Below are 10984 nucleotides of genomic sequence, written 5' to 3'. Positions count from 1 at the left end.
CACCTCCGAGAGGTGACCGGGCCTGCGGGACGCGCGGGGCGCCGTCGTCCGGGACGGACCCGGCCGCGGCGGATCAGCGCGCGTAGTACTCGACCACGAGCTGCTCCTCGCAGGTCACGGGGACCTCGGAGCGCTTCGGGCGACGGGTGAGGGTGGCGCGCAGCTTGTCGATCTCCACGGTCAGGTAGCCCGGGGTGGCGGGCAGGACCTGCTGGTGGGCGCCGGCGGCGGCCAGCTGGAAGGGGACCATCTTCTCCGAGCGCTCGTGCACGTGGATCATCTGGCCCTCCTTCACGCGGAACGAGGGGACGTCCACGCGCTTGCCGTCCACCATGATGTGGCGGTGCACGACGAGCTGACGGGCCTGCTGGATGGTGCGGGCGAAGCCGGCACGCAGCACGAGGGCGTCGAGGCGCTGCTCGAGGAGCTCGACCAGGTTCTCACCGGTCAGGCCGGCGGTGCGCTTGGCCTCCTCGAAGTAGCGGCGCATCTGGGCCTCGCGGATGTTGTACTGGGCGCGCAGACGCTGCTTCTCCTTGAGGCGCACCGCGTAGTCCGAGTCCTGCTTGCGGCGGGCACGGCCGTGCTGGCCGGGGCCGTACGGACGACGCTCCATGTACTTCTCGGCCTTGGGGGTCAGCGCGATGCCCAGGGCGCGGGAGTGCCGCACGGTGCGGCGGGTGCGAAGGTTGCCACTCATGGTGGACCTGCCTTTCCTTGACGTGCGGCACGGTTCGGGTTTGTCTCGAGGTCTCGTCCGGGCGCCGGGGCGCACGGGTCAAGGGGCCTCGAACCTGGCCTCCCCGCGATCCTGAGGAGAGCTGAGGGGCGTGCCGCCGCCCGTCATCCACTGATGCGCTGCGCGTCCCTCGCCCGGGCACGCGGGCGTCCGCGGGGATCCGAGCGAGGGGGATGCGTCCGGGGCGCAGCGCCTGCCAGACCGGTCCACCTTACCAGAGCGACGACGACGGGGCGGGCCGGGGCTCAGGCGCGCGGCGTGGCCGCGGTGCCGGGGTCCGCGCCGAGGAGCTGACCGGCCTGGTCCAGGTGGGAGGCCTCGACCAGCACGTCGTACGACTCGGCCTCCATGGTCTGCAGGGACGTGAAGTCGCGCCTGCCGCCGGTGGCCGCGTGGCCGATCGCCCCGAAGACCGCCCCCCACAGGGCGCCCAGGCCCAGGGAGATCAGCAGGATCCAGAGGAACCCGAAGCCGGGGGCGAAGATCGAGAAGAGCAGGCCGAGCAGGAGGCCGAACCACAGGCCCTGCAGCCCGCCGCGGACGGCGGCCTTGCCGGTGGTCATCCGGCCCAGGACCTGCTCCACGGAGCGCAGCCCGGTGCCCACGATGCGCACGCGCTCCACGGGGAACCCGGCGTCGGAGAGCTGGTCCACGAGGGCCTGGGCCTCGGCGTAGGCCGGGACGGAGCGCAGGATGCGGTAGTCGGCCTGCGGGAGGGCGGGGCCGCCGGCGCCGGGGCGGCCGTACGGGGCCGGCTGCTGCGCGGCGGTGTGCTGGGGGGTGGACTGCTGCGGAGTGGACTGGGTCATGGGGGCGGCTCCTTCTGTTCCTTCTGTGCGTCGGTGGTGCATGGGGGCGCGAGCGGGCGAGGAGTCGGCGGGCCGACGTCGACCGCCCCGCTCATCCCTGGACAACCGGTGATCCGGGCGTCTTTATTCCGCGCGGCCGCCCGAGGCGTCCGCCCCCGGGCCCGGCGCGCGCTCAGTCGCCGCGGATGATCCGGCGCAGCGCGGCCACCTGCTCGGTGAGCCGCTTCTCGTGTCCGATGGGCTTGGGCCGGTAATAGTCCCTCCCGACCAGGGGGTCCGGCGCGTACTGCTGACGGGCGACGGCGTGCGGCTCGTCGTGGCTGTAGACGTAGCCCTGGCCGTGGCCGAGGGCCGCCGCGCCGGGGTAGTGCGCGTCCCGCAGGTGCGCCGGCACCGCGCCCGTGTGGCCGGCCCGCACGTCCGCGATCGCCTCGTTCACGGCGGTGTAGCTCGCGTTGGACTTCGGCGCGGTGGCCAGATGCGTCACGGCCTGCGCCAGGATGATGCGTCCCTCCGGCATGCCGATCAGCTGCACGGCCTGGGCGGCGGCCACGGCGGTCTGCAGCGCGGTCGGGTCGGCCATGCCCACGTCCTCGGACGCGGAGATGATCAGCCGCCGGGCGATGAACCGGGGGTCCTCCCCCGCCTCCAGCATCCGGGCGAGGTAGTGCATCGACGCGTCCACGTCCGAGCCGCGGATGGACTTGATGAAGGCACTGATCACGTCGTAGTGCTGGTCGCCGTCCTTGTCGTAGCGCTGGACGTGGTGGTCCATCGCCTGCGCGGCGTCCTCCTCCGTGACCGCGACGGCGCCCTCCCCCGCCCGGCCGGCCTCGCGCGCCTTGTCCAGGGCGACGCCGGCCGCGGCCTCCAGCACCGTGAGCGCCCGCCTCGCGTCGCCGCCGGCCATCCGCACCAGGTAGTCCCGCGCGTCGTCCTGGAGCACCACGGCGCCGTTGAGCCCGCGCTCCTGGGTCACGGCACGGTCCAGCAGCCCGACGATGTCGTCGTCCGTGAGGGGACGCAGCGTGAGCAGCAGCGACCGGGAGAGCAGGGGTGCGATCACGGAGAAGGACGGGTTCTCCGTGGTCGCGGCCACCAGCACGACCCAGCGGTTCTCGACGCCCGGCAGCAGCGCGTCCTGCTGCGCCTTGGAGAAGCGGTGGATCTCATCGAGGAACAGGACGGTGGTGCGCCCGTAGAGGTCCCGTTCGCGCTGGGCCTGCTCCATCACCTGCCGCACGTCCTTCACACCGGCCGTGATCGCGGACAGCTCCGTGAACGTGCGCCCGGGGGCGCGGGCGATCACGTGGGCCAGCGTCGTCTTGCCGATGCCCGGAGGCCCGTAGAGGATGACCGAGCTCGGTCCCGCGGCGGAGTCCGGATCGGGCTCGGCGAGCTTGCGCAGCGGGGAGCCCGGCCGCATGAGGTGCCGCTGGCCCAGCACGTCATCCAGCGTGCGCGGGCGCATGCGCACGGCCAGCGGTGCGCCGGGGTGCGGGGCGGCCACGGTGCCGGCCGGGCCGTCGTCGTCGGCCCCGGTGTGCACGGCGCTGAAGAGGTCGTCCATCGGGTCCAGGGTAGTCCTCGGCCCGCGGGGGCGTGGGTGGCATCATGGCCGCATGAGCCCCGCCGCCCCGCGCACCGACCACACCCACGTCCTGCTGCTGCGCGGGATCAACGTGGGGCGGAGCAACCGTGTCGGCAAGGACACGCTGATCCGCTGGGCCCAGGCCGCCGGCGGGGAGGCGGTCACCACCCACCTGGCCAGCGGCAACGTCCTGTTCCGGGCGTCCTCCGACGCGGCCGCCGAGGGCGTGCGGCAGGGGTTCGCGCGACGGGCGCGTGAGGAGGGCGGCCTCGACGTCCCCGTGGTCCTCGTGGACGTGGGCACGCTCCGGCGCGCCCTGGAGCTGCACGACGCGCTCCCCTGGGCCGGCGGCGAGCCGAAACGCACGCAGCTCACCGTGCTCGAGGACGACCCCGCACCCGAGGCGGCCGCCGCCCTGGCCGCGCTCGACCACGGGGACGACCGACCCGCGGGGCCGGATCGCACGGCCCTGGAGGGACGGCTGCTGTGGATGCGCTGCGCCACGGGGGTCGCCGACTCCCCGCTCACCCCGGCCCGCCTCGACCGGGCGCTCGGGGTGCGCGGCACGGCCCGGAACCTCACGACGGTGCGGGTGCTCGCGGGGCTGCCGAGCGAGGACTGACCTCGGCGGACGGCACGCGGGGCGTCCGGGGCGTCGACACCCGCGGGACACCGCGCGCTGGCCGGGGCGTCACGGTCCGTTCACATCCGTGCGATGGGGTGACCCCGTCCTCCGCCTCCCTGCCCTGACTGGAGCATCCATGCCTCGCCTCGCACGCCTCGCCACGGCCGTCACCGCCGCGGCCCTGTCCACGGCCTTCCTCGCCCCGGCCTCCCTCAGCGCGCCCGCCCCGCACTCGGCCACGGCCCAGCGCGCCGCCATCGCCGCCAACCCGTCCGGCAAGAGCATCGAGCTCACCCGCGCCGGCACCCACGGGACCGGCGTGTTCGGCGAGTCCGCCGCCGAGATCCCGGCCTTCGACGCGGTCTCCGGCCGCCTGTTCGTGGTGAACGCGCAGCGCGGCGCCGTCGACGTCATGCGCCTGGGCGCCGACGCCGCCCCCGTGGCCGAGCGGACCCTCTCCGCCGAGGGCCTGCGCACCGCGGACGGCTCCGTCACGGACAAGGGCGCCACGGTGAACTCCGTGGCCGTCTCCGGCGGCGTGATGGCCGTCGCCGTGGAGGCCGCCGAGAAGACCGACCACGGCTGGGTCGTGTTCTTCGACACCACCACCCTGCGCTACCTCGGCGGCGTGCGGGTGGGCGCCCTGCCGGACTCGCTGGCCTTCTCCCCGAACGGGGCGTACGTGGTGGTCGCCAACGAGGGCGAACCGGCCGACGACTTCTCCGTCGACCCGGAGGGCACGATCTCCGTGGTCTCCGTGCCGAAGAACGCCCAGCAGTTCTCCCGCCTGACCCAAGACGCGGTGCGCACCGTGGACTTCCGCGCCTACGACGCCGGCACCGCCCTGCCCGCCGGCGTGCGCGTCTCCGGCCCCGATGTGGCCGTGCCCGCCGGTCACGAGCCCGCCGGTCGGGTGGCCCGCAACCTCGAGCCGGAGTACGTCACCGTCGACCCGCCCGGACGCACCGCCTACGTGTCCGTGCAGGAGGCCAACGCCGTCGCCGTCGTGGACCTGAAGTCCGCCACGCTGGAGGACCTCTGGGCGCTGACGCCCACCGACTGGTCCACCGAGGGCATGCTGGACGCCTCGGACAAGGACGGCGGCATCGAGCTGGGCCACTGGCCGGTCGACGGCCTGCCCATGCCCGACGGCATCGACACGTACCGCTGGCGCGGTCAGAACCTGGTCGTCACCGCCAACGAGGGTGACGGGCGGGAGTGGGGCGACTTCAACGACTCCGAGCGCGTCAGCGACCTGGACCTGTGCGCCGCCGAGTTCCCGGGGGCCAAGGCCCTGCAGAAGAAGGATGCCCTGGGCCGCCTGAAGGTGCTCACCGACCTCGGCTACGACTCTGAGCGCGAGTGCCACTCCTCCCTGACCACACTGGGCGGCCGGTCCTTCTCCATCTACACCGCGGACGGCACCCGCCTGTTCGACTCCGCCGGCATGATCGAAGAGCAGATCGCCCGGCTCGTGGCCGCCGGCGAGCTGCCGGAGCACGCGTTCAACGCGAACAACGACGAGACCCCGTCCGGGGACTCCCGTTCGGATGACAAGGGCCCCGAGCCCGAGTCCGTGGTGGTGGGCACGATCCAGGGCCGCACCTACGCGTTCGTGGGCCTCGAGCGCATCGGCGGCGTGATGGTCTTCGACATCACCGACCCGCGGAACGCCACCTACGTGGACTACGTCAACGACCGTGACTGGGATGCCGCGGGCGACGACGCCGCGGCCGGCCTGGGTGACATGGGCGCCGAGGGCCTGACCTTCGTGCCGGCCGACGAGTCCCCCTCCGGCACCGCCCTGCTGATCGTCGCCAACGAGGTCTCCGGCTCGACCACCGTGTACGAGGTGGATCCGACCCGTCGTCAGTGATCCGCTGACGCGGACCGGTTCCGGGCGCGTTGCAGAATGGCTGCATGAGAGCCGTTCTGCAACGCGCCCGTTCCGCTTCCGTCGTCGTGGATGGCGAGGTGGTCGGCTCCTTCGAGGGCGAGGGGCTGGTGATCCTGCTCGGAGTGTCAGTCACGGACACGGAGGCCGAGGCCGTCCAGGTGGCCCGCAAGGTGGCCGGGCTCCGCATGCTCGACGGCGAGCGGTCCCTCACCGACGCCGGCGCCCTGGCGCTCGTCGTCAGCCAGTTCACGCTGTACGGCGACGTGCGGAAGGGCCGGCGGCCGTCCTGGACGCGCGCGGCGAAGGGCGACCAGGCCGAGCCGCTCTACGAGCGGTTCACGGCCGAGCTCGAGGCCGCCGGCGTGCGCGTGGAGCGCGGGGTGTTCGGCGCGATGATGGACGTCTCCCTCACCAACTCCGGGCCGTTCACGCTGATCGTGGACTCGGACGAGCTGGCCGGGCCGCAGCGCGGCTGAGGCGGGCCCGCTGCGGACCCGCCCCGGGCCCGCCGCGGGCCCGGATCAGGCTCCCGGCTCGGCCTCGGCCTGCTTCGGCTCCGGCTGCGCGTCGACGCCGGCCTCCTTGCGCTGCTGAGCGGTGATGGGCGCCGGTGCGGCCGTCAGCGGGTCGAAGCCGCCGCCGGTCTTCGGGAACGCGATGACCTCGCGGATCGAGTCGGTGCCGGCCAGCAGGGCGACCACGCGGTCCCAGCCGAACGCGATGCCGCCGTGCGGCGGGGCGCCGTACTTGAAGCCCTCGAGCAGGAAGCCGAACTTCTCGTTCGCCTCCTCCGGGGACAGGCCCATGACCTCGAACACGCGCTCCTGCACGTCCTGACGGTGGATGCGGATGGAACCGCCGCCGATCTCGTTGCCGTTGCACACGATGTCGTAGGCGTAGGCCAGGGCCGAGCCCGGGTCGGTGTCGAAGGTGTCCGCGAACTCCGGCTTGGGCGAGGTGAACGCGTGGTGCACGGCGGTCCAGGCGCCCGCGCCCACGGCGACGTCGCCCGAGGCCACGGCGTCGGCGGCCGGCTCGAACATCGGCGCGTCCACGACCCACACGAACGCCCAGTCGGCGTCCTTCGCGGCCACGCCGTCACCGGCGTCGGTGAACAGCCCGCAGCGACGGCCGATCTCCACGCGGGCCGCGCCCAGCAGCGCGCGGGACTCCTTCGGCTTGCCGGCGGCGAAGAACACGCAGTCGCCCGGGTTCGCGCCCACGGCGGCGGCCAGGCCGGCCTTCTCCTCCTCGGAGATGTTCTTGGACACCGGGCCGGTCAGTTCGCCGTCCTCCTGGATGAGCACGTAGGCCAGGCCCTTGGCGCCGCGCTGCTTGGCCCACTCCTGCCACGCGTCGAGGGTGCGGCGGGCCTGGGAGGCGCCGCCCGGCATCACGACGGCGCCCACGTACTCGTTCTGGAACACGCGGAACGGGGTGTCCTTGAAGTATTCGGTCAGGTCCGTCAGCTCGAGGCCGAAGCGCAGGTCCGGCTTGTCCGAGCCGTACTTCTCCATCGCCTCGGCGTAGGTCATGCGGCGGATCGGCGTCGGGACGTCCACACCGACGAGGGCCCACAGGGCCTTGACGATCTTCTCGCCGAGGGCGATCACGTCGTCCTGCTCCACGAAGGAGGCCTCGATGTCCAGCTGGGTGAACTCGGGCTGGCGGTCCGCGCGGAAGTCCTCGTCGCGGTAGCAGCGGGCGATCTGGTAGTACTTCTCGATCCCGCCCACCTGCAGCAGCTGCTTGAACAGCTGCGGTGACTGCGGCAGGGCGTACCAGGAGCCGGGAGCCAGGCGGGCCGGGACGAGGAAGTCGCGGGCGCCCTCCGGCGTCGAGCGCGTGAGTGTCGGGGTCTCGACCTCCACGAAGCCCTCGCCGTGCAGCAGCTCGCGCGCCGTCCGGTTGACCTCGGAGCGCAGGCGCATGATGCGCGAGGGCTGCGGGCGGCGCAGGTCCAGGTAGCGGTGGCGCAGCCGGGCCTCCTCGCCGACCTCCACGTGCTCGTCCACCTGGAACGGCAGCGCGGCGGCGGTGTTGAGCACCGTCACGGTCTCCGCGATCAGCTCGATCTCACCGGAGGGCAGGTTCGGGTTCTCATTGCCCTCGGGGCGGCGCTCGACCGTGCCGGTGACCTGCAGGACCCACTCGTTGCGCAGCGGGTCGAAGTCCGCCTCGTCCCGCACCACGACCTGGGCGAAGCCCGAGGCGTCGCGCAGGTCCACGAAGGCCACGCCGCCGTGGTCGCGCCGCCGCGCCACCCAGCCGGTGACGGTGACGGTCTGGCCGATGAGCGAGGCGTTGAGCTCGCCGAGGGAGTGGGTGCGCAGCACGAGGATCCTCTCCGTCCGGTCGCCGGACGATGTGCGGGGTTCATGTGATGGTCGACGCCGTGTGATACGCCTGCGGGGCGGGCGCGCGCCGTTCCCGTCAGTCTAGTGCCCCGTCCACACTGCCCCAGCCCAGGAGGACCCCGTCATGACCGCCGCCCTGCAGCGCCGCCTGACCCTGCTCCACGCCGTCGCGATCGGCCTCGGCTCGATGATCGGCGCGGGCGTGTTCACCGCGATCGGCCTGGCGGCCGCGCTCACCGGCGGCCACCCCGGCCTGCTGTACGGGGCCCTGGCGGTCGCGGCCGTCGCGGCCCTGTGCAACGCCCTGTCCACGGCGCAGCTGGCCACCGTCCACCCCGAGTCCGGCGGCGCCTACGTCTACGGCCGGCGGCAGCTGCACCCGTGGGCCGGCTTCGTCGCCGGCTGGGGCTTCGTCACGGGCAAGACCGCGTCGGTGGCCGCGATGGCGGCCACCCTCGGCCTGTACCTCTTCCCCGACGACGCCGCCGCGGCCCGGTGGACGGGCGTGGCCGCCGTCGTCGTGCTCACCGGGGTGGCGATGGCGGGCGTGACGCGGACCGCGCAGGCGACGTTGGCGATCCTCGTGCCCGTGCTCGCCGTGCTCGTGTTGGCCATCGGCGCAGGCCTGGCGCGCGAGGCCCCCGGGGGCTCGGCCGCGGCGCTCGGCGTCGACTCCCCCGTGCAGGGCGTGCTCATGGGCGCGGGCGTCCTGTTCTTCGCGTTCGCCGGCTACGCGCGCGTGGCCACCATGGGTGAGGAGGTCATCGACCCCGCACGCACGATCCCGCGCGCCATCCTGATCGCCCTCGCCGTGACCGTGGCGCTGTACCTGCTGCTCGCCACGGCGCTGATCTCGGGCCTCGGGACCTCCGGGCTGGCCCGGTCCCCGGCGCCCGTGCGCGACCTGCTCGAGACCGCCCTGGGCTCCGGCTGGGGCTGGGTGGCGGTGGCCGGCGCCGCCCTCGCCGCGGCCGGGGCCATGCTCAACCTGCTGACGGGCATCTCCCGCACCGCCCTGGCCATGGCCCGCGAGTCCGACCTGCCCCGCCCCCTGGCACGGGTCCATGCGGGGACCGGCACGCCGTGGACGGCTCAGCTGACGGTGGCCGCGGCCGTGATCCTGCTCCTGCTCACCACGGACATCCTCACCGTGGTGGGCTTCAGCTCGTTCGGCGTGCTCGTCTACTACGCGGTGGCGAACCTGTCCGCCCTGACCCTGCGCGGGGACGACGACGGCCGCCGCCCGGCCCGGCCGCGCCCGCTGCGCCCGCTGCGCGTGCCCCGCGCCGTCAACGTCCTCGGCCTGGCCCTGTGCCTGCTGCTCGCCCTCAGCCTGCCGCCGATGTCCGTGGCCGCGATGGCGGGCGTGTTCCTGATCGGGGTGGGCGGGCGCGCGTTCGTGCGGGCCGGGCGCCGGGGCCGGTGAACCGACGCGCGGACGGGTGTCGGCGTCGCGCGCCGGGGCCGGCGCAGCGGTCCGCCCGCTCAGTCCTGCGCGCGGGCGACCTGCGGCAGCAGGTCCTCGGCCGGCGGGGTCCAGTCGGCCGGGTCCGCGGCGTGCTGCTCGCCGGAGCGGATGTCCTTGACCTCGTGGACCCGCGCGCCGGCATCGTCCCGGCCCATGAACCAGACGAACGGGATGCCGCGGCGATCCGCGTACTTGATCTGCTTGCCGAACTTCTCCGCGGACACCGCGACCTCCGCGGGGATGCCGCGCTGTCGCAGCAGGGCCGCGACGTCCTGGGCCTCGGACCAGTCCTCGTCCGCCGTCAGCGCCACGTACACCGCGGTCGGCACGGAGCGGGAGGCCACGGCCATCTGCTGGGACAGCATGCGCATCACCAGCCGCGTCACGCCGATGGACAGCCCGACACCGGGGAACACGCGGTTCCCCTTGGACGCGAGCGCGTCGTAGCGGCCGCCCGAGCAGATCGAGCCGAGCTGCTCGTGGCCCACCAGGACGGTCTCGTAGACGGTGCCCGTGTAGTAGTCCAGGCCGCGCGCGATGGACAGGTCCGCCACGGCGCGCCCGGGGGCGCGGCGGTGCAGGGTGGCGACGACGTCGGCCAGCTCGGTCAGCCCCTCCTCGAGCAGCTCGTGGGTCACCCCCAGGGCGCGGACCCGCTCGACGAACGAGGCGTCCGACGTGCGGATGTCCGCCAGGGCCAGCGCCTGCGCAGCCTGCTCGGGGCTCGCGCCGACCTCCTCCTGGAGCAGCCGCGCGACCTCCTCCGGGCCGACCTTCTCCAGCTTGTCGATGCTGCGCAGCACGCCGGCGGTGTCCTCCAGGCCGATGCCCCGGTAGAAGCCCTCGGCGAGCTTGCGGTTGTTCACGCGGATGAGGAAGTCGCCGATCGGCAGGGCGCCGAGCGCCTCGGCCATCACGAGTGCGACGTCGGCGTCGTACCGGGGCGAGAGGGCGCCGTCGCCGACGACGTCGATGTCCGCCTGGGTGAACTCGCGGGCGCGGCCCTCCTGAGGGCGCTCCCCGCGCCAGACCTTCTGCATCTGGTAGCGACGGAAGGGGAAGGCGAGGTGGCCGGCGTTCTCCACGACGTAGCGGGCGAACGGCACGGTGAGGTCGAAGTGCAGGGCCAGGCGCTTGGGGTCGGCCGGGTCCTTGGGATCGCGCCGGCCCGCGGCGACCTCCTCGTCCTCGGCCAGGCGGGAGACCGCGTAGACCTCCTTGTCCACCTCGCCCTTGCGCAGCAGCTGGCCCAGGGTCTCCACGGCACGGGTCTCGATGCCGGCGAACCCGTGCAGCTCGAAGGTCCGCCGCAGCGTGTCGAGCACGTGCTGCTCCACGAGCCGCTCGGCGGGCAGCCACTCGTGGAAACCGGACAGGGAGGCCTTGCGGGACATGGCGATCCTTCGAGACGACGACGGCGGGGACGCGCGACGGTCCCCCGCCGGCGCACCGGCCCATTCTAGGCGCGGGCGCTGTCCGGCCCGGTACGCTGGCCCTG

9 protein-coding genes are annotated in these 10984 nt (G+C 73.8%); 4 read left to right on the top strand and 5 right to left on the bottom strand.

The genetic code is table 11. The features are described 5' to 3' along the window. Positions 1 to 73: 73 nt before the first annotated feature. The 3 genes from rpsD to HDA34_RS00640 all read right to left on the bottom strand — a co-directional run bounded on the left by rpsD (position 74) and on the right by HDA34_RS00640 (position 3118). Positions 74 to 700 (bottom strand): 30S ribosomal protein S4, encoded by a 627-nt coding sequence (gene rpsD, locus HDA34_RS00650; RefSeq protein ID WP_036313685.1) that lies wholly within the window; start codon positions 698 to 700, stop codon positions 74 to 76. A gap of 284 nt (positions 701 to 984) precedes the next feature. After that, positions 985 to 1548 carry a general stress protein gene (locus tag HDA34_RS00645; RefSeq protein ID WP_020621560.1) on the bottom strand — a complete coding sequence of 188 codons (564 nt, stop codon included), beginning with the start codon at positions 1546 to 1548 and terminating at the stop codon, positions 985 to 987. Positions 1549 to 1720: 172 nt separating this feature from the next. Then, positions 1721 to 3118 (bottom strand): replication-associated recombination protein A, encoded by a 1398-nt coding sequence (locus HDA34_RS00640; protein WP_127435446.1) that lies wholly within the window; start codon positions 3116 to 3118, stop codon positions 1721 to 1723. 52 nt (positions 3119 to 3170) lie between these two features. Between HDA34_RS00640 and HDA34_RS00635 the strand changes: the two genes are divergently transcribed. The 3 genes from HDA34_RS00635 to dtd all read left to right on the top strand — a co-directional run bounded on the left by HDA34_RS00635 (position 3171) and on the right by dtd (position 6137). Next, a complete protein-coding gene (locus HDA34_RS00635; RefSeq protein WP_134377125.1) occupies positions 3171 to 3761 on the top strand; it encodes a DUF1697 domain-containing protein in 591 nt (196 codons plus the stop codon). Positions 3762 to 3900: 139 nt separating this feature from the next. Further along, on the top strand, positions 3901 to 5640 hold the full coding sequence (locus HDA34_RS00630) for a choice-of-anchor I family protein (protein ID WP_127445893.1): 1740 nt from the start codon (positions 3901 to 3903) through the stop codon (positions 5638 to 5640). Positions 5641 to 5684: 44 nt separating this feature from the next. Continuing rightward, entirely contained in the window at positions 5685 to 6137 is a 453-nt protein-coding gene (gene dtd / locus HDA34_RS00625) for a D-aminoacyl-tRNA deacylase (RefSeq protein ID WP_036380968.1), read from the top strand. A gap of 45 nt (positions 6138 to 6182) precedes the next feature. Here dtd and aspS read toward each other — a convergent pair whose 3' ends face one another. Beyond that, positions 6183 to 7997, bottom strand: a complete 1815-nt coding sequence (gene aspS / locus HDA34_RS00620) for an aspartate--tRNA ligase (RefSeq protein ID WP_044659819.1) — start codon at positions 7995 to 7997, stop codon at positions 6183 to 6185. A 145-nt stretch (positions 7998 to 8142) separates the two neighbouring features. Here aspS and HDA34_RS00615 point away from each other — a divergent pair, with 145 nt between their 5' ends. After that, positions 8143 to 9444, top strand: a complete 1302-nt coding sequence (locus tag HDA34_RS00615; RefSeq protein ID WP_060973791.1) for an APC family permease — start codon at positions 8143 to 8145, stop codon at positions 9442 to 9444. A gap of 59 nt (positions 9445 to 9503) precedes the next feature. On the opposite strand, the gene hisS is transcribed toward HDA34_RS00615, so the two are convergent. Continuing rightward, on the bottom strand, positions 9504 to 10880 hold the full coding sequence (hisS, locus tag HDA34_RS00610; protein ID WP_095694636.1) for a histidine--tRNA ligase: 1377 nt from the start codon (positions 10878 to 10880) through the stop codon (positions 9504 to 9506). Between the last annotated feature and the right edge of the window lie 104 nt (positions 10881 to 10984).

It is taken from the genome of Micrococcus luteus (assembly GCF_014138885.1).
GTDB lineage: Bacteria > Actinomycetota > Actinomycetes > Actinomycetales > Micrococcaceae > Micrococcus > Micrococcus luteus.
This window is presented reverse-complemented; position numbering and strand designations above follow the sequence as displayed.

Coding starts and splice junctions, on each gene's coding strand:
- rpsD (WP_036313685.1), bottom strand. CDS start 700: ATGAGTGGCAACCTTCGCACCCGCCGCACCGTGCGGCACTCCCGCGCC.
- HDA34_RS00645 (WP_020621560.1), bottom strand. CDS start 1,548: ATGACCCAGTCCACTCCGCAGCAGTCCACCCCCCAGCACACCGCCGCG.
- HDA34_RS00640 (WP_127435446.1), bottom strand. CDS start 3,118: ATGGACGACCTCTTCAGCGCCGTGCACACCGGGGCCGACGACGACGGC.
- HDA34_RS00635 (WP_134377125.1), top strand. CDS start 3,171: ATGAGCCCCGCCGCCCCGCGCACCGACCACACCCACGTCCTGCTGCTG.
- HDA34_RS00630 (WP_127445893.1), top strand. CDS start 3,901: ATGCCTCGCCTCGCACGCCTCGCCACGGCCGTCACCGCCGCGGCCCTG.
- dtd (WP_036380968.1), top strand. CDS start 5,685: ATGAGAGCCGTTCTGCAACGCGCCCGTTCCGCTTCCGTCGTCGTGGAT.
- HDA34_RS00615 (WP_060973791.1), top strand. CDS start 8,143: ATGACCGCCGCCCTGCAGCGCCGCCTGACCCTGCTCCACGCCGTCGCG.
- hisS (WP_095694636.1), bottom strand. CDS start 10,880: ATGTCCCGCAAGGCCTCCCTGTCCGGTTTCCACGAGTGGCTGCCCGCC.